This is a genomic window from Thioclava sp. GXIMD4215 (genome assembly GCF_045291555.1).
GTDB lineage: Bacteria > Pseudomonadota > Alphaproteobacteria > Rhodobacterales > Rhodobacteraceae > Thioclava > Thioclava litoralis.
In genome coordinates this window covers 2,300,706-2,317,038 of the sequence record NZ_CP149515.1, presented here as the reverse complement: position 1 = coordinate 2,317,038, position 16,333 = coordinate 2,300,706, and the positions used below count along the sequence as shown (strand labels likewise).

Here is a 16,333-nt window from a genome sequence, read left to right as displayed (position 1 = left end):
CGCCTTGGCAATCTGATGGGCAATGCGGCGCAGGCCGAAGCGGTCCCGCCGAAGGCAAGCCGTTCGCATGGGCGGGTGTCGATCAGCGCCAGCCTTCAGGTCCGGTCCTTGATGGACGAGCCCGTGCAGCTTTCCCGCGCGTGGAAGGCCAAGATTGTCACGCTGTTTCCCGAGGCTTTTCCGGGGGTTCTGGGGCTGTCGCTGACCGGCAAGGCCCGCGATCAGGGGCTTTGGGCGCTGGAGACCATCAACCTGCGCAGCTTTGGCGTGGGCAAGCATCGCAATGTGGATGATACCCCCGCAGGCGGTGGTGCGGGCATGGTGCTGCGCCCCGATGTGGTGGGCGCGGCGCTAAAAGAGGCGGCGCGCGGCGTGGACCCGCAGGCCGACTGGCCGGTGGTCTATATGTCCCCGCGCGGCAAGCGGTTTGATCAGGCGATGGCGCGGCGCTTTGCGGCGGCCGACGGGATGACCATCCTGTGTGGGCGCTTTGAAGGCGTAGACGAGCGCGTGCTCGAGCATTTCGGCATCGAGGAAGTCTCGATGGGGGATTTCGTCCTGACGGGGGGCGAGTTGCCCGCGCAGGCGATGATCGACGCCACCGTGCGCCTTTTGCCCGGTGTGCTGGGCAATGCCGACTCGGCGGTGGAAGAAAGCCATTCCAACGGGCTTCTGGAACATCCGCAATATACCCGCCCCGCCGAATGGGAGGGCCGCGCCATCCCCGAGGTGCTGATGTCCGGCCATCACGGCAAGATCGAGAAATGGCGCCGCGAGATGAGCGAAAAGATCACCGCCGAGCGTCGCCCTGATATGTGGGACGCCCATCAATCCAAGCGCTAGGCCGCAGGCGCGCCCGCACGGGAGCGCGGGCATTGAGCCAAGACAGGACCGGCGTCTCGATCCAGCGATAGCCAAGCAGACCGACCCCGACCAGCAGCACGGCTTCGGCCATAAAAATCAGCCCCGCATCCGTGGTCCAGCGCGTCAGCCCGACATAGACCAGCGGCAGGGCCAGGTGATGGGCGAGATAGATCGAAAAACTGGCATCGCCGCAATATTCCAGCCAGCGCAGGCGGAACGTACTGCGGGCGGCCACCAGCGTAAGCACGGCGCAGGCCGTGCCGAACCCCGCCACCGTTCCAAGGTCATATTTCCCCTGCCCCGCCCAAAGCGCCATCACCGCGACGCCCGCAAAGGCAAGCACCGTGCCGCGCCCCCCGATCCGGAATGCGGGCAGCTTCTGATGGGCGATCGCGGCAAGGATTCCCAGCAGGAAGAGAAGATTGGCGCTGGAGAACGCGGTCACCCACAGAATATCGGGCGCGTGCCGCATCGGGGATGGCACCCCCGCAGGCACAAGCGCCGATGCCAGCATCCACCCGCCGAACAGCCATGCAAAACCGCGCGGCGAGAGGAAAAGGACAAGGAAGACCAGATAGAACAGCGCCTCGTGGCGCAAGGACCAGAGCACGCCGGGATAGGGTTTTTCCAGCGGCAGAAGGAAGGCGGAGGACAGCCATGAGGTAAAACCGCCGCCACTGGCGTCCGCCCCCAAACGGCCCGCCACTGCCACGATGCCCACCCACGCCGTCGCCGCGATCAGCGTGAAGGGCAGGATGCGGCTGACACGTTTATAGGCAAAGCGCCCCAAGGCTGCGCGCTGGCCTGCCTCGTGGTGATGGACCTGCCAGAGGATAAAACCGCTCAGCACAAAAAACAGCCCCACGCCGCGCGCGCCCAGATCCAGCGATTGTGCCAGACTGGCCACTCCGAGATTTCCCCAAAGCTGGTCAAGAATATGGTGCCCCACCACGGCCAATGCCGCGATTGCCCGCAAAATCTGCAAAGCGGGCAAGCGTTTGGTTTCCGGCTTGGACATTCATGGCACCCCGACTGACACTCGTACCGGCGCAGGGTGGCAGATCGGGGTTAAAAGACTGATAGTCCGATCCAGGCGACCGGGCCGAAATTCGGACGGCGCGGTGCTTCTATGCTTGATCGAAACCGCATTTGGCCGTATAGCGCGCAGGTCCGTACCGGAATCGGTGACCGGACCTTTTTTCTGTAACCACGCGGCGGCGCCTTCACCGCCACATTGCGGCCTGAAAAAAGCAGCTAAAGGATGACCTGAATCCTCCGGTGGGCGCAGTATGGCGGACCCGCGAAGACCCGGAGCTCTGAGGCGTGAAACCACCTTCACGGCAATACCGTGAGTAGATGAAAGGACATGCGATGAACCTGATCGCACAACTCGAGGCGGAACAAATCGCCAGCCTCGGCAAAACCATTCCGGATTTCAAAGCCGGCGACACCGTTCGCGTTGGCTATAAAGTGACCGAAGGCACCCGCTCGCGCGTTCAGATGTATGAAGGCGTCTGCATCTCGCGCAAAGGCGGTTCGACCCTTGCTGCCTCGTTCACCGTTCGCAAGATCTCCTTCGGCGAAGGCGTGGAGCGTGTGTTCCCGCTGTACTCGACCAACATCGACTCGATCGAAGTCGTGCGTCGTGGCCGTGTGCGCCGTGCGAAACTCTACTACCTGCGTTCGCGTCGCGGTAAATCGGCACGTATCGCCGAAGACACCACCTACAAACCCAAAACCGAAGCTTGAGGAGCGGATCGATGAAAGCGGAAATTCATCCCGATTACCACACCATCACCATCAAGATGACCGATGGTTCCTCCTACGAAACGCGCTCGACCTGGGGCAAAGATGGCGACACCATGACCCTCGACATCGACCCGACCTCGCACCCGGCATGGACCGGTGCAAGCTCGCGCCTGATGGACACCGGTGGCCGCGTGTCGAAGTTCAAAAACAAATATGCCGGTCTGGGCTTCTGATCCGACCTGCCGTTATGATGAAGGGCGTGCCACTGGTGCGCCCTTTTTCGTTGCGCCCCCTTTTTCATTGCGCCCGTTCGATCGCGAAGGAAGGGTTTCCTTGGCTAACCGCCAATCTCCATAAGAACAAATATACGCCGGATCACCGTCCCTGACACGTTGAACAGATGGGTTCTCGCCTCGCGCATGTGGCTGCCCCCAGACAGGAGACCGGCATGACCCAGAGCAATAACAACGCTTCAAACGGCACCACGCAGGGAAATGCGCAGGGCGCTTCGGGGCAGCAGGATAATTGCAACAGCCAGTCCAGCGACCATCAGGACGCGTGCAATAGCCAGCCATCCTCCCCCCAAGGGCATGACGACACCTGCAACACCGGTGGTCAGGGCAATTCCGGCTCTGGCACGTTTCCTCCCGATGGAAATGGGGGCAACCACCACGAGGATGACTGCAACGGGTCCGATGACAACCATAACGGGGTGCCCTGCTTCACCCCCGGTGCGCAGATCATGACGGCGCAGGGGCCGCGCAGGATCGAGGAACTCCGGTTGGGCGATCAGGTCGTGACCCGCGACAACGGGCTACAGGCGATCCGCTGGCTGGGGGCCAGGAGCCTGGGGGCAGAGGCGCTGGACGCCCCCGCCTTGCGCCCCATCCGCATTCCGGCAGGCAGTCTGGGCGATGGTCTGCCCGCCATTGATCTGCTGGTCAGCCCGCAGCACCGGATGCTTCTGCGCGGGCCGGAACTGCAACTGGCTTTTTCGGAAGACGAAATGCTGATTGCGGCGACCCATCTTTGTGGGGCGCGCGGCATCCATGCGATCCGGCCCGACAGCGTGACCTATATCCACATGATGTTCGACCACCACGAGGTGGTTCTGGCCAATGGCGTCTGGAGCGAGAGCTTCCAGCCCGGCTGCCAGGTGATGGGCGCGATGGAGACGGCGCAGCGCACCGAAATCCTGACGCTGTTTCCGGCCTTGGAAGGGGCTCTGGAAGACGGCACCCCCGAGCAGGCCTATCCCGCCGCGCGCGCCAGCCTGAAAGGCCCCGAAGCCATTCTGGCCCGTCAGATGATGTAACACGACATCAATATCTTACCCACATGTGACAAAGCGGAAACTCTTGTGCAACTCCGCTTTCCCCGCTGTGCCTTCCCCCCTATAGTCACGTCATAAAGATCACCCGCAAGATGACGTGAGGACGGCAGAGTTGGCGCATATCATCGTGACTGGCAATGAAAAGGGCGGGTCGGGCAAATCGACCACCTCCATGCATGTAGCAACGGCGCTGGTGCGCATGGGGTGGCGCGTGGGCGCGCTGGATCTTGACCTGCGCCAACGCTCTATGGGGCGCTATGTCGAAAACCGTCGCGCCTTTATGGAGCGCGAGGGCGTTACCCTGCCCTGCCCCGATTATCGCACATTGCCCGAGATCGACGCCGCCAGCCTGCCTCCGGGCGAGAACCCCTATGACTACCGCCTGTCCGCAGCGGTGACCGAGCTGGAGACAAGCTGCGACTTCATCATGATCGACTGTCCCGGTTCGCATACGCGGCTCAGTCAGGTCGCGCATTCTCTGGCCGACACGCTGATCACGCCGCTCAATGACAGCTTTATCGATTTCGACCTTCTGGCACGGATTGACCCGAATACATCAAAGGTCACAGGGCCATCGATCTATTCGGAGATGGTCTGGTCGGCACGTCAGTTGCGCGCCCGTGCGGGGATGAAGCCCATTGACTGGATCGTGCTGCGCAACCGTCTGGGTGCCCAACAGATGCATAACAAACGCAAGGTCGGAGCCGCGCTTGAACAGCTATCGAAGCGAATCGGGTTCCGTGTTGCGCCGGGCTTCTCCGAGCGGGTCATCTTCCGCGAACTCTTTCCGCGCGGCATCACATTGCTGGATCTGAAGGATCTGGGCGTCGAGAACCTGAACATGTCAAATATCGCCGCCCGGCAGGAATTGCGCGATCTGATGAAAGAGTTGAACCTGCCGGGGGTCGAGGTCGATTTCTGAACGCCGCATCAGGCCGCCCCTGCCCCGCGTCACAGGGCATGATGGACCACTCTGAACGGCGAAACCGGCCTGAAAGGCGAGATGGGGCAGCTATGTCTGCGCGCCTTGCGCAGCCCCAGATCGGTCAGCCGCGCATCGATTTTCGGATCACGGCGCACTGACAGAAACGACAGGACGCCGGACAGGGTGAAGACTGGGTGCATAATATCCTCCCGACACTATAAGCAAGCTCAATGTAATCCGATTCGCCTTAAACGCGAAAAATAGATTAGATAAATTTCGAACCTTCAGCTCGGGCAGAGGAGGCCATGATCTGGGCAAATTGGCGGTTACCGGATGGCAAGGACCGGCAACACTCCGGCAATTTTGATTTTCTAAAAATATAACGATCCTGCGGAAACATGGAAAACACAGAAGTTTTCAAGCCTTACCCTGCTTATCGTATACATATGCATACAGTGCATAGCTGCCAGACTATGGACAATCACGATGCGTAAAGGAAGTCTGGCGACAATACGCTACCACTGAGCATTGGTCATAGCGGGTGCTTGAGGAGCCCCGCTGCTATTTGGCCCCGAGGTAGCACCTGAGGAGGACCCCATGAGCTTTGATGTCAAAGTGAGTAGTTCACGCATTCGTAGTGATGTTTTTAAACGTAAAATCATGTCGGCAGAGGATGCTGCCGCCCTGATCAACCCCGGCGCCATTATCGGCATGTCGGGGTTTACCGGCTCGGGCTATCCCAAAGCCGTTCCGCAGGCGCTGGCCAAGCGAATCGAAGAGGCCCATGCCCGCGGTGAGAAATTCAAGGTCTCGATCTGGACCGGCGCCTCTACCGGCCCCGAACTGGATGGCGCATTGGCCAAAGCCAATGGCATCGATTTCCGCCTGCCCTTCAACTCGGACCCGATCGCGCGCCAGCAGATCAACAATGGCGAAATGTCCTATTTCGACATCCATCTCAGCCAGGTTGCACCGATGGCGTGGGAAGGGTTTCTGGGCAAGCTTGACACCGCCGTGGTCGAGATCTCGGGCATTACCGAAGACGGTCAACTGATCCCGTCCTCCTCGGTTGGCAATAACAAGACATGGCTGGATCTGGCGGATAAGATCATCCTTGAGGTGAATAGCTGGCAGACCGAGTTGCTGGACGGGATGCATGACATCTATTACGGCACCGCGCTGCCGCCGCATCGCAAACCGATCCCGATCCTGAAATCGGATGACCGCATCGGTCAGCCCTATTTCAACGTGGACCCGTCGAAGGTCGTGGCCGTGGTCGTCACCGACAGCCCCGACCGGAACGCCCCCTTCTCGCCGCCCGATGATACGGCCAATGCGATTGCAGGCCATATTCTGGAATTCCTGAAATGGGAAGCCAAGCGCGCCGGCCTGCCCAATTCGCTTCTGCCGCTGCAATCGGGTGTCGGCAACGTGCCCAATGCCGTGATGGCGGGGCTGATCGATACGCCGTTCGAGGACATGACCGCCTTCACCGAGGTGATTCAGGACGGCATGCTGGATATGCTTGAAGCGGGCACCCTGCGCATGGCTTCGGCCACGGCCTTCTCGCTGTCGCCGGAAAAAGCCGAGTATTTCAACCAGAATGCGGCCTTCTTCCGCGACAAGCTGCTGCTGCGTCCGCAAGATATCTCGAACAATCCCGAACTGGTGCGCCGCTTGGGCTGTATCGCCATGAACGGCCTGATCGAGGCGGATATCTACGGCAACGTCAACTCGACCCAGATCATGGGCTCGAAAATGCAAAACGGCATTGGCGGCTCGGGTGATTTCGCGCGCAACTCCTATGTCTCGATCTTCATGACCCCCTCGACCGCCAAAGGCGGCGCCATTTCGGCCATCGTGCCGATGGCAAGCCATGTCGATCACATCAATCAGGACGTGCAAGTGATCGTGACCGAACAGGGTCTGGCCGATCTGCGCGGGCTCTCGCCCAAACAGCGCGCCGAGAAGATCATCGAAAACTGCGCTCATCCCTATTATCGTCCGATGCTGCGCGATTATTTCGAACGTGCGAAAAAGGGCAGCTATGCCCAGCAGAGCCCGCATCTGCTGAATGAATCGCTAAGCTGGCACCAGCGCTTCATCGAAACCGGCTCGATGAAGGTCTGACCTGAAGCCGTTTCGCACCGGAACCAGATGACCTCTGCGGGGTTTCCCCGCAGAGGTATTTTTATGCAAAACCAGACCCAGACCAGACGCGCCGTCCGCGATATTGTCGCCGCCATTGACGCGCGCGCGAGAGACGAAGACGAGATCCGCATCGAGGATGTGCTTGGCTCTTTGGGCGGCGCCTCTTTCGTGCCGGTGCTACTGGTGCCTGCCCTTTTCGTGGTCAGCCCGCTCTCGGGCATCCCGCTCTTCTCGAGTGCCTGCGGCATCCTGATCGCGCTGATCTCGGCACAGATGCTGCTGGGGCGAGACCACCTCTGGCTGCCGCGCCTGCTGACGCGCCGCCATATCGCGGGGGACAAGCTGCGCAAAGCGACGGGCAAGTTGCAGGGCATTGCGCGGTGGATGGACCTGCACACCAAGGAACGGCTGCGCCTTTTCACGCATCGCCCCTTTCGCTGGGTCACACAGGGCGCCTGCCTTTTATGCGGAGCCGCCATGCCCTTTCTGGAGCTGGTGCCATTCAGCTCGTCCATCCTTGGCGCGGCGGTCACCCTTCTCGCCCTGTCGCTTCTGGTGCGCGACGGATTGATCGCATTGTTCGGGCTATGCTTTATCGGACTTGCGGGCGGCGTCGGCTATTGGGCCGTCAGCGGCACCCTCGCCGCCTGAGCGCCCCACCAAACCAACGGCTCCGGCGCATGGGTCAGGTCAGCAAGAGCACCAGCGACGGGAAGGCGATAATCAGGCCGATGCGGACGATGTCCATCGCCACAAAGGGCAGCAGCCCGCGGAAGATGGTGCCCAGCCGTACATCCGGCACGACCGACCGCAACACAAAGGCATTCATCCCGACCGGCGGGGTGATATAGCTGATTTCGGTGATCACAACGACGAAAATGCCGAACCAGATCAGATCAAAGCCCTGAGCCGCCACGATGGGATAGAAGACCGGCACGGTCAGCATGATCATCGACAGACCTTCCAGCATGCATCCCAGCACCAGATAGATCACCAGAATAGCCAGTATCATCGCCACGGGACTACCTCCGAACACCGACAGCCAGTTCTGGATATCGCCCGTCATGCCGGACATATTGACGTAATTGGTGAAACTCAGCGCGCCGAAAAGGATGAAAAACATCATCGCGGTGGTCTTCATCGTATCATAGAGCACGTTCAGCAAGCCGCCCCATGTGAACTTGCCCGACACGACCACCAGCAACAGCGCGCCCGCTGCCCCCATGCCTGCGCTCTCGGTGGGGGTAAAAACCCCCAGATAGATCCCGCCCATCACGAAAACAAACAGCACCAAAGCGCCCGCCGTGCCCTTGAGCGCCCGAAACCGTTCGATCAGCGGCAGCTTCGCTTCGACAGGCAGGTCAATCCCGCGCATCCCGATGGAAATCTTCACCGCCAGCGCATAACCGACAATCCCGATCAGGCCGGGGATGATCCCCGCCAGAAACAGCTTGCCGATATCCTGCTGCGTCATGATGCCGTAAAACACCAGAATGACCGAGGGCGGGATCAGGATGCCCAGCGTTCCCCCCGCCGCAATCGAGGCCGTCGACAGCCTGTCGGGATAGCCGAAGCGCCGCATGGAGGGCAGCGAGATCCGCGTCATCGTGGCCGCAGTTGCCATTGACGAACCACAGACCGAGGAAAACGCCCCGCAGGCCACCACAGTGGCCATCGCCAGCCCGCCCTTGCGATGGCGCAGCCATGCATAGGCCGAGTTATACAGCTCGGAGGCGATCCCCGACTGCACCACAAAATTGCCCATCATCAGAAAAAGCGGCAGCACCGACAGCGAATATTCCCGCCCGTTGTCAAAAAATGCCGACCCGATCAGGGAAAGGGCTGGCGTCCAGCCGATGATCATCGCCACGCCCACAAGGCCGACACCGGCCAAAGCAAAAGCGATCGGCACCCCTGCCAGCAACAGGACGATCAGGATCGCCAGACCTACAGGCCAATGCTCCATCACCGCCTCCGAAGCTGAAAGGTCAACTGCCGCAGCGCCGCCACCACGGTCAGCACAACGCCAAGCGCACAACAGAGCGCGCAGAGATAGCCCAGCGGCGCGATGGGAAGACGCAGGGAATTGGTGGCCTCACCATAGCTGGCCTTCTGCCCCGCATAGACCCAGATCCGCCATGACACGATCCCCAGAACCACAGCAGACAGCAACGAGGTGGCCAGCTCCCGCCACGGCTGCACGCAGGCCGGCAAGCGGTCGATCACCAGATCGACCGTCACATGGTCACGGTCGAAGCAGACGGCAGGCAACCCCAGAAAGATCACCGCGCATAGCAGCATTTCGGTCAGCTCGGTGGCCCCTTGCAGCGGCGCGACAAACACATAGCGCCCGATGACATCCACCACCGTCAGCGCCATCATCGCCAGAAGCATTGCGCCACAGACGACCCCCAGCGCAAGCCGCGGCCAGTTTCGGGGCACCGGTGCCCTATCGCGGCCCGAAGACGGATCCGTCTCGGGCACGCGCGGAAAGTTCTCGTGTGTCACAGGTTACTCGGCAGAGGCTTTGGCGATTTCGGATTTGAGGAAATCATAGGCTTCCTGCCCGTCGATCCCCGCGCTTGAGGCTTCTTCGATCTTGGCATCGACAAGCGGCTGCAGCGCGGTCTTCCACGCCGCCATTTGCGCATCGGTCGCAGGCGTAATCTCGATCTTGCCCTTCATCGCCTCGCGGCCTGCGGCATCGGCCCGATCCCACATCTGCCCCGCCTTGCGCGCAAGAACCTCCCCCGTGACCGAGTTGATCTCCTCCTGCACCTCGGGCGAGAGGCTATCCCATTTCGCCTTGTTCATCACAATGAAGAAGGACGTGTTATACAGCCCGCCATCCACGGCAATCGCCTTGTTCAACTGGGGGATCAGCTTGAAGAAATTCACCGATTCATAGGGGAAGGTAATGCCATCGGCCACACCTTGGCTCAGCAGTTCGTAGGATTTCGACGACGGTCCCTCCACAGGCACCGCCCCGAGCTTCGAGACGATTTCATGCACGATCCCGCCCCCGACACGGATCTTGCGCCCCTTGAGCACGTCGATATCCGACACATCGCCATCCTTCAGGAAAACTTCCCCCGGACCGTGGCTGAAAACGGCCAGAACATGCACGCCTTTATATTCACCCGCGTCCTGCAGCATCGTCTGGAAGGTGCGCCAATAGGCCACCGAGACCGCCTCCGCCGAATTGCCCAGAAACGGCAGTTCGACAATATTGGTGGTTTTGAACCGGCCCGGATTATAGCCCTGCACCCCGAAGGTAATATCGGCCACCCCATTGACGGCAAAATCGAAATGTGCGGCGGGCGGGCCAAGCGGAGCCGGAAGCAGGGTTGCCTTGACCTCGCCGTGGGTGGCCTCCTCAATGGCCTTGGTCATCGGCACGATCAGGTCCGCGACCAGCGGATGCGAGGGCGGAAGCCAGTTGGCCACAGTCAGATTGGTCTGGGCCGAAACCGGCAAAGCCAGCGCCATAAGCGCGGCAGAAGACAACAAAGCGAAACGGGCCATGGGCGGAACCTTCCTGTAACTATGCTCCGGATTTTCGCGATATTAGGCCCGCCACATCGGCAGATGGAAGGTATCGGCGCGCGAGTTATTCCAATTTGCGCCTTCCCGGCAACAAACTGCTGTAAATTGCGCCCTTCCGAGAAGGCCGGTCTCTTGCCAGCGGCCCCACAAGCGATTAGACCCGTCAAACGCCAAGGCGGATGACGCCGAGGCGCATGGATGGGTGGCCGAGTGGTTTAAGGCTCTAGTCTTGAAAACTAGCGTGCGGGGAACCGTACCGTGGGTTCGAATCCCACCCCATCCGCCATTTACCTAATATTTCGCTTAAATATCAAATTCTTGCAGGGCATTTTGTCAAACTTATTCGGCAGGTTTGACAGTTATTGACTTGTTTTCAGCTTTCCCGAGCGCGAGCATAGCCCGCGTTGCGAGGTCTTTCCGACTGGCGGCAACGGTATATCGCGTCACCTCTGCCAGTGATCTATGGCCCGATATAGCCATAATTTCGTGCGCCGTGCATCCCGCTTCCGCGAGTCTGCGACATGTCGCCTTCCGTAAGCCATGGGGCGAAAGGCCGTCAGGCAACCCCGCTTGGCGGACCATATCCCGAAACCAGTTCGTGAAGCCCGGTGGCGTGAAAGGCTTCCCCTGCGCCGTCATGAGGAACGACGGATCATCGGGCGGGCTGGATTCCAATAGCGCCAACAAATCGGAATGCAGCGGGATATGCACGTCCTGCCCAGTCTTCTGTTGCTTAATGGAAAGGATTCCGCTGCGGACATGCTGCCACCCCATACGCACTACATCGCTGCGCCTCTGCCCTGTGTAAAGCAATAGCGCCAGTGCGAGGTGCGCACGGCTGCCGGGGTCGTGATGCGCTTCAAAGGTCGCGATGTGGTCCTCTTCCCAAGTTAGGAAGCCTGCGGATTTGTTGCGCACCTTGCGGACCCCTTGGGTCGGATCATCGCGCCGCCAGCCGCTTTCGACGGCATGACGCATCAACAAATGGATCATCCGCAGCATGTTATTCGCGGCGGCAGGCGTGTCCGACTTCTTGGCAACGATCTTCTGAACGTGTTCGCGCTGCATCTCTTTCACAAGGCGGTGCCCGTGGTCTGCCCGGAAGCGTTCGATGATGCCCCGATATGTGACCTTTGTGGAATCGCTCAGCCCCTTGAAGTCGCTGGTATTGTAGAAGCTGACCACTAGCGCGGAAACGCTACCTTGCATCGTCAACGTTTTGCCGATCTCAGGCTTTTCTCCAGACGCAGCCCTTTCATAGCAGGCCATGAATTCAGGGCTCCAAGGCAAGCCCGGCAACGGCACGCGGGGGAAGCCCGGACGGCGATAATACCAGTATGGCTTTCCGCGTCTCATAAAGCCTTGGCAGTATTTGGGTGGTTTGTTCATTAGTTTCACATGTCGCTCCAACTGTCTGTTGCACCATCAGAGCCTGAATCGTCACTCGGAAGAGCTAAGAATGCCAAGTCCAAAGCGTGCCGATCCCATACTTTACGGGTGCCGAAACGCTTAGGGGCTGGCATTAGTCCGTCGGAAACCATTCTATCAAAGGTCGTTGTGCCGAAGCCGATGTATTCCGCCGCCTCAACACGGCTCAGGCCGCGCTTTTCAGGCAGCATGAAACCATGTTGAGGATGACGGGCTTGGGCGGGCATATATACCTCAGAAGCCCGACAGCCGAACTTTAAGAGACCCGGTGTCAGCCGGTGCAGCTTCGACCGCCACGCCTAGCTTCGTGTTGTCGGTTGCGGTGCTGGTCGCCAGCTCGTCGTCAGCATCCCAATAGACAGGTGCGCCCAGCGTGAACGCGTCTGCGGCTACCTTCGACAGTTCCCAGACGCCCGAGGTTGTCACATCGACAGGCGCAGCTTGTGCAGCATCCCCCTGAGCAATGCCAACGATTGCACCGGCAATAACAACACCGCCAGAGGAGACTGCGACAGGTGCCGGGATGGTGAGAGTGTCACCGACTTGGACAAAATTGCGAGCCATGGTCAGAGTCCTTTCGAGGTCTGAAGGCGGATCAGCGTTTGCCGCCCGCGCGTGAGAGTGGCGATTTCGGCGTCGATAGCGGCAATCGCCCGTTCAATTTCAGCTTGCGAGCGATATTGGACCGCTTCCCCGTTTTGATCGGTCAAGCTGCGGACGCCCGAAAATCGAGCGTCCTGAAGTTGTTCGCGGTATTCGCGCAGTTTCGTCACGCTGGTCATGCTGCACCCGTTGCGTGATAGGCCCCGCGCCAGTCGAGCCAGCCACACCCGAAGTCCAGCCAAGCGCGATATTTCAGCCCGAGGGTATCCCATGCCTCTTGGCGCTGGATCTGGACGCCTTGGGCAGCGGCGAGGTAACCATATTGCAGCGAAGCAACGCGGGCCGGATCTGCCAGCAGATACCAGCCTGCGCCCGTCAAACGGGGTTCGACAACAAGGGACAGCTTGCCAGCGAATGCGGCCACGTCTTCCGAAGTGGTGGCATAGATCGAAGCCAGCAGCTTTTCGGCAGCGGTTTCAAGTTCCGGTCCGACAACAAGGTATTTGGGCTTTGCGTCGATGATGGTTTTGCCATCCAACCCTTTGACCGTGCGCATCGCCTTGCGGGCGTTCGAAAGAGCCTGTTCGCTCAGTGCGCTACCCGTGGTGGCATAGTTGCCGCGACCAGCAGCGAAGACTTTCGTGCCATCCGACAGGGTTGGGTTTGCCGTCAGCAAGGCAAGCAATTCTTCGGCTTCGGTCTGCGCAGCGGCAGCCCCCATTGCTGCGGTCATATCGCCCAGAAGGCCCAGATCGTCGTTGATCAGCAGGGCGCGCGCGGCGGTTAGGGTGCCACCAAAGGTTTTCAGGCTCATACTCTCGCCAGATTCGGCGCGGCTGGTGTGTTTGAACTCGCCGTGTTCCGTCATTTCTTCGAGACGCCCCATTTCCCCCAGCCGGATCGAGGTCGACTCTTTGAAGTTCGGCAGGGTGCGCTGACGTGCCAGAGCCTTCAGAGGGCTTTCAGCCGCCTGATAGGCTTGGGCTGCGACCTTGCCCATGGCGTTGCTGACCAGAAGCGGGAAGTCACTGGTGCCATGCGCACGGGTGAAAATATCATCAGCAGACATGCCACGCACCGATACGCCCGAACGGGTCAGAGCATCGGCGGCAAGATCGCGCATCGACATGTTGACGAATTCGCGCGAAGCTTCGGGCAGATCGCCCCCTGCCATCCGGAAGGCCAGAGCATCGGCGGCACGAGTTTGAATTTGGCCCGGGTCAGTGTGATCCTGACGGATACGGATTTGCGGGGCACTACGCTGCGTCAGAGCCTCACGGGCTGCGGCGCGGATAGCGTCCGGATCGGCATCTTCGGGCAGACTGTCTGCCCATGCTACCGACAACCCGGCAAGGCTGCGGATATTTTCCACGAACGAATCGCGGTCTTCGGGATTATCGAAAGGCATTTCAGATGCACTCCTAACGATTGTTGCATTGCGGTCGGCAGGCACAGGCACAAGGCTGACCTCCAAGAGCCGCCAGCGTGTGGCAGTCTTGATCCTCGTGCCGTCAGGGGACTTTGACTCGCGCCATGCGAGAACTTGATAACCAACGGAGACGTGCGGGAGGGTGCCGTCTTTCACCCGCTGGTAAATTGGTGCAATGTCGTCAGCTTGCCCAAGGCGCAGGGTTGCGCGGATGCTCGGGCCGTCAATGACCAGATCGGACACGCGCCCAACAGTCTCACGAGCGGATTGCTTGTGGTCAGTCAGCAAGGGCCAATCGTCGTCTTCGTTGAATTCCAGCCCTGCCGGGTCGAGGACTTCAAAGTAGATGCCCCGAGGACCTTTGCGCTTTACAGGTGCGTTGGTGGCCACGACGGCGCGGAATGTCCGCGTATCGTCGTCCAGATCGCCCACATGCGACACAGCGCGATAAAAGCGTTCACCTTGCGTCTTATCGCAAGGGGGGAGTAGCAGGCTCGGAGTAATCCGAGACGCCTTAGAAGGGTCTCCCGTCAACCGAACGTTCATTCTTTGGATTCCTTTTGTTCTTTCCGCTTCGTGCTGAAAGTCAGGCCAAGGGTAGCTTCTCGCTCCCGATCAGCCGCGATTTCAGCGTCCACGACAGCAACATCATAGCCAAGCTGCGCCACTGCCTGACGGCGGCTGATAAGCCCCATGTCCAGCATCTCACGCGTTGCCTTGGCGTCGGACTCAGGATCGACCCATTGGGGTTTGGGAAAGTGAATTTCGACCTTCGTTTGGGGGTCAACGCCATCCGCTCCACGCAAGGCTTCCAGCGCCAGCCATCTCCGCCAGATCGGTTCATAAAACACAGGCACCAGAAGCGAATGCTGGATAGCCTCGATCCGGCTGCGGAACTGAACAAGAGCCGTGCGGGCGCTAGAGTAGTTCACGCCTCGCATGTCGCCCGACAACAGGAATTCGGGGATTTGCAATCCTGCGGCGATCTGGCGAAGAGATACCGCGACCAGCTCGACCGACTGCGCCATCTGCTGCGGAGTGCTGAAGCGGATATCCCAACCGGCAGGCAAAACCCGCAGCGTGCCGGGTTCAAGGCTCAAATCCATCGGGTTTTCGCCATCACCGAATGCGCTCGTCGCAGTGCCGTTCTGATCGATAAGAAAGCCAGTCATCATGGCCTGAACCTTCGCCGTCACCTGCAAGGCATCCTGAAGCTGCGACAGTTCATTGAGCGGCAGGATAACCGGCGCGAACCACGAAAGGCCCCGCGTCTGCCCTGCCCCCTGACGGCGGAAAAGATGGATCACGTCCGCAGCTTCGACCCGCACGGGCTGGCGGAATGTCTGATATTGGTCGGTCGGACGCGAGGGGCGGAAGTGATATGCAACGGATTGGTCGTCCGCGTCATATTCAATGCCAGCGGCGATATACCACCCGTTGTCCAGATCGACCGAATAGGCTTCGTCAAGCTGTTCGGCAGGGACATGCTGAAGCCGAAGGGCTCCGTTATCATCGGTGCGCATGATGATAAGGCTTTCGCCATCCGTCACCAGAGCGTCTATGACCTCACCCTGAAGCGCGAAAAAGCGGGCTGCACTGGACCATTCCGCAAAATCGGCATCTCGGGCTTCATCGCCGCACGTCACCGTTGCGCCATACCCTACGAGTGCCGTCCGCAGAATCTCGGTCGCATTGGCGGCAGTCGGGTCATTGAAGCGCAAATGCCGCCCGCGCCCGCGCACCTGAGCCGCTCCCGCCAGTACTTCGCTGCCTGTAGCACCAAATGCAGGTGTCTTTGACCAACGCTTGTCCGATGCGCCTTCAAGCATACGAACGGAGGTGCGGGGAGGGTCGGCTTTACGACGACGGAAGGGGAATGCCATGGCAATCAATCCTCGTCGTGCGAGGTCGCGGCGGTGAATTCGAACGCTTTTATGAAATCGCCCAGAAGGGCGGTTAGGTCAATGTTCAGCACTGCCCGATCAACGATCTTATCACGGACATCAAGCTGCGCGGCAGCAGATGTAGCGCGTGCGCTCTTTTCCTTATGACCGCTCAGACGGAATGCATGCCACTTTTCCCACGGCTCAGGGCGCATGCGAAGTGTGACATTCAGCGTAACTGCCTTCCCTGCCTTGATAGCTTCAACTGCCATCGCGAATTCGCTGAGAGATCCGCCCAACGTCGCAACGCTATCAAAGGTTTGGCGCAGGCGGCGCAATGTTTTCGCATCTCGTCCATCTCATAAGGAAATGCTGCCGAATCACTCTGAGGGGGCTTTTTTGAGGGTTCTGAGCCCAAGATG

Annotated in this window: 19 protein-coding genes and 1 tRNA gene; 8 read left to right on the top strand and 12 right to left on the bottom strand. The window is 60.0% G+C overall.

Annotated features, from left to right (window positions below):
• The first annotated feature begins 15 nt into the window (after nucleotides 1–15).
• Nucleotides 16–843 carry a tRNA (guanosine(37)-N1)-methyltransferase TrmD gene (gene trmD, locus WDB86_RS11520; RefSeq protein ID WP_339109446.1) on the top strand — a complete coding sequence of 276 codons (828 nt, stop codon included), beginning with the start codon at nucleotides 16–18 and terminating at the stop codon, nucleotides 841–843.
• On the opposite strand, the gene WDB86_RS11515 is transcribed toward trmD, so the two are convergent.
• Nucleotides 791–1,882, bottom strand: a complete 1,092-nt coding sequence (locus tag WDB86_RS11515; RefSeq protein WP_406735972.1) for an acyltransferase family protein — start codon at nucleotides 1,880–1,882, stop codon at nucleotides 791–793. The two genes, trmD and WDB86_RS11515, sit on opposite strands and share 53 nt — an antisense overlap.
• Nucleotides 1,883–2,235: 353 nt before the next feature.
• On the opposite strand from WDB86_RS11515, the gene rplS reads away from it, so the two are divergent.
• From rplS to WDB86_RS11495, 4 genes are all read left to right on the top strand, one after another.
• A complete protein-coding gene (gene rplS, locus WDB86_RS11510) occupies nucleotides 2,236–2,613 on the top strand; it encodes a 50S ribosomal protein L19 (RefSeq protein WP_339108365.1) in 378 nt (125 codons plus the stop codon).
• An 11-nt stretch (nucleotides 2,614–2,624) separates the two neighbouring features.
• Nucleotides 2,625–2,846 carry a 50S ribosomal protein L31 gene (rpmE, locus tag WDB86_RS11505; protein WP_339108366.1) on the top strand — a complete coding sequence of 74 codons (222 nt, stop codon included), beginning with the start codon at nucleotides 2,625–2,627 and terminating at the stop codon, nucleotides 2,844–2,846.
• A 215-nt stretch (nucleotides 2,847–3,061) separates the two neighbouring features.
• Complete coding sequence (locus tag WDB86_RS11500) at nucleotides 3,062–3,928, top strand: Hint domain-containing protein (RefSeq protein WP_406735971.1); 867 nt, start codon at nucleotides 3,062–3,064, stop codon at nucleotides 3,926–3,928.
• A 130-nt stretch (nucleotides 3,929–4,058) separates the two neighbouring features.
• Nucleotides 4,059–4,868: a division plane positioning ATPase MipZ gene (locus WDB86_RS11495; RefSeq protein WP_339108368.1), complete on the top strand. Its 810-nt coding sequence runs from the start codon at nucleotides 4,059–4,061 to the stop codon at nucleotides 4,866–4,868.
• A gap of 29 nt (nucleotides 4,869–4,897) precedes the next feature.
• On the opposite strand, the gene WDB86_RS11490 is transcribed toward WDB86_RS11495, so the two are convergent.
• Entirely contained in the window at nucleotides 4,898–5,071 is a 174-nt protein-coding gene (locus WDB86_RS11490; protein ID WP_339108369.1) for a hypothetical protein, read from the bottom strand.
• Between the two features lie 397 nt (nucleotides 5,072–5,468).
• Here WDB86_RS11490 and WDB86_RS11485 point away from each other — a divergent pair, with 397 nt between their 5' ends.
• Nucleotides 5,469–7,001 carry an acetyl-CoA hydrolase/transferase family protein gene (locus tag WDB86_RS11485; RefSeq protein WP_339108370.1) on the top strand — a complete coding sequence of 511 codons (1,533 nt, stop codon included), beginning with the start codon at nucleotides 5,469–5,471 and terminating at the stop codon, nucleotides 6,999–7,001.
• A 63-nt stretch (nucleotides 7,002–7,064) separates the two neighbouring features.
• Nucleotides 7,065–7,673 (top strand): exopolysaccharide biosynthesis protein, encoded by a 609-nt coding sequence (locus WDB86_RS11480; protein WP_339108371.1) that lies wholly within the window; start codon nucleotides 7,065–7,067, stop codon nucleotides 7,671–7,673.
• Nucleotides 7,674–7,707: 34 nt separating this feature from the next.
• On the opposite strand, the gene WDB86_RS11475 is transcribed toward WDB86_RS11480, so the two are convergent.
• Genes WDB86_RS11475 through WDB86_RS11465 form a run of 3 tightly spaced genes read right to left on the bottom strand, consistent with a single transcriptional unit; the run spans nucleotide 7,708 to nucleotide 10,547 of the window.
• Nucleotides 7,708–8,988, bottom strand: a complete 1,281-nt coding sequence (locus tag WDB86_RS11475) for a TRAP transporter large permease (protein WP_406721377.1) — start codon at nucleotides 8,986–8,988, stop codon at nucleotides 7,708–7,710.
• Nucleotides 8,988–9,530, bottom strand: a complete 543-nt coding sequence (locus tag WDB86_RS11470; RefSeq protein WP_406735970.1) for a TRAP transporter small permease — start codon at nucleotides 9,528–9,530, stop codon at nucleotides 8,988–8,990. Before WDB86_RS11470 ends, WDB86_RS11475 begins: the two co-directional genes overlap by 1 nt.
• Nucleotides 9,531–9,533: 3 nt before the next feature.
• The gene (locus tag WDB86_RS11465) at nucleotides 9,534–10,547 is read right to left on the bottom strand and encodes a TRAP transporter substrate-binding protein (RefSeq protein WP_406735969.1); all 1,014 of its coding nucleotides are present in this window, start codon (nucleotides 10,545–10,547) and stop codon (nucleotides 9,534–9,536) included.
• 217 nt (nucleotides 10,548–10,764) lie between these two features.
• Between WDB86_RS11465 and WDB86_RS11460 the strand changes: the two genes are divergently transcribed.
• Nucleotides 10,765–10,854: transfer RNA gene (locus WDB86_RS11460), tRNA-Ser, on the top strand.
• A gap of 53 nt (nucleotides 10,855–10,907) precedes the next feature.
• Here WDB86_RS11460 and WDB86_RS11455 read toward each other — a convergent pair.
• From WDB86_RS11455 to WDB86_RS11425, 7 genes are read right to left on the bottom strand one after another with little or no spacing between them, the layout of a single operon-like run.
• A complete protein-coding gene (locus tag WDB86_RS11455; protein WP_406737044.1) occupies nucleotides 10,908–11,957 on the bottom strand; it encodes a tyrosine-type recombinase/integrase in 1,050 nt (349 codons plus the stop codon).
• 5 nt (nucleotides 11,958–11,962) lie between these two features.
• Nucleotides 11,963–12,223 carry a helix-turn-helix transcriptional regulator gene (locus WDB86_RS11450; RefSeq protein ID WP_406735968.1) on the bottom strand — a complete coding sequence of 87 codons (261 nt, stop codon included), beginning with the start codon at nucleotides 12,221–12,223 and terminating at the stop codon, nucleotides 11,963–11,965.
• Nucleotides 12,224–12,230: 7 nt separating this feature from the next.
• A complete protein-coding gene (locus tag WDB86_RS11445) occupies nucleotides 12,231–12,560 on the bottom strand; it encodes a DUF2190 family protein (protein WP_406735967.1) in 330 nt (109 codons plus the stop codon).
• A 2-nt stretch (nucleotides 12,561–12,562) separates the two neighbouring features.
• Nucleotides 12,563–12,778: a phage head-tail joining protein gene (locus WDB86_RS11440; protein ID WP_406735966.1), complete on the bottom strand. Its 216-nt coding sequence runs from the start codon at nucleotides 12,776–12,778 to the stop codon at nucleotides 12,563–12,565.
• Nucleotides 12,775–14,574: a Mu-like prophage major head subunit gpT family protein gene (locus tag WDB86_RS11435; protein ID WP_406735965.1), complete on the bottom strand. Its 1,800-nt coding sequence runs from the start codon at nucleotides 14,572–14,574 to the stop codon at nucleotides 12,775–12,777. The genes WDB86_RS11440 and WDB86_RS11435 overlap by 4 nt, the downstream gene beginning before the upstream one ends.
• Entirely contained in the window at nucleotides 14,571–15,911 is a 1,341-nt protein-coding gene (locus WDB86_RS11430; RefSeq protein ID WP_406735964.1) for a phage portal protein, read from the bottom strand. Before WDB86_RS11430 ends, WDB86_RS11435 begins: the two co-directional genes overlap by 4 nt.
• A 5-nt stretch (nucleotides 15,912–15,916) precedes the next feature.
• A complete protein-coding gene (locus WDB86_RS11425; RefSeq protein ID WP_406735963.1) occupies nucleotides 15,917–16,249 on the bottom strand; it encodes a hypothetical protein in 333 nt (110 codons plus the stop codon).
• Between the last annotated feature and the right edge of the window lie 84 nt (nucleotides 16,250–16,333).

Bases quoted from the DNA above. Each gene is read 5' to 3' on its own strand.
- trmD (WP_339109446.1), top strand. From the start codon at position 16: ATGGGCAATGCGGCGCAGGCCGAAGCGGTCCCGCCGAAGGCAAGCCGT.
- WDB86_RS11515 (WP_406735972.1), bottom strand. From the start codon at position 1,882: ATGTCCAAGCCGGAAACCAAACGCTTGCCCGCTTTGCAGATTTTGCGG.
- rplS (WP_339108365.1), top strand. From the start codon at position 2,236: ATGAACCTGATCGCACAACTCGAGGCGGAACAAATCGCCAGCCTCGGC.
- rpmE (WP_339108366.1), top strand. From the start codon at position 2,625: ATGAAAGCGGAAATTCATCCCGATTACCACACCATCACCATCAAGATG.
- WDB86_RS11500 (WP_406735971.1), top strand. From the start codon at position 3,062: ATGACCCAGAGCAATAACAACGCTTCAAACGGCACCACGCAGGGAAAT.
- WDB86_RS11490 (WP_339108369.1), bottom strand. From the start codon at position 5,071: ATGCACCCAGTCTTCACCCTGTCCGGCGTCCTGTCGTTTCTGTCAGTG.
- WDB86_RS11485 (WP_339108370.1), top strand. From the start codon at position 5,469: ATGAGCTTTGATGTCAAAGTGAGTAGTTCACGCATTCGTAGTGATGTT.
- WDB86_RS11480 (WP_339108371.1), top strand. From the start codon at position 7,065: ATGCAAAACCAGACCCAGACCAGACGCGCCGTCCGCGATATTGTCGCC.
- WDB86_RS11475 (WP_406721377.1), bottom strand. From the start codon at position 8,988: ATGGAGCATTGGCCTGTAGGTCTGGCGATCCTGATCGTCCTGTTGCTG.
- WDB86_RS11465 (WP_406735969.1), bottom strand. From the start codon at position 10,547: ATGGCCCGTTTCGCTTTGTTGTCTTCTGCCGCGCTTATGGCGCTGGCT.
- WDB86_RS11455 (WP_406737044.1), bottom strand. From the start codon at position 11,957: ATGAACAAACCACCCAAATACTGCCAAGGCTTTATGAGACGCGGAAAG.
- WDB86_RS11450 (WP_406735968.1), bottom strand. From the start codon at position 12,223: ATGCCCGCCCAAGCCCGTCATCCTCAACATGGTTTCATGCTGCCTGAA.
- WDB86_RS11445 (WP_406735967.1), bottom strand. From the start codon at position 12,560: ATGGCTCGCAATTTTGTCCAAGTCGGTGACACTCTCACCATCCCGGCA.
- WDB86_RS11440 (WP_406735966.1), bottom strand. From the start codon at position 12,778: ATGACCAGCGTGACGAAACTGCGCGAATACCGCGAACAACTTCAGGAC.
- WDB86_RS11435 (WP_406735965.1), bottom strand. From the start codon at position 14,574: ATGAACGTTCGGTTGACGGGAGACCCTTCTAAGGCGTCTCGGATTACT.
- WDB86_RS11430 (WP_406735964.1), bottom strand. From the start codon at position 15,911: ATGGCATTCCCCTTCCGTCGTCGTAAAGCCGACCCTCCCCGCACCTCC.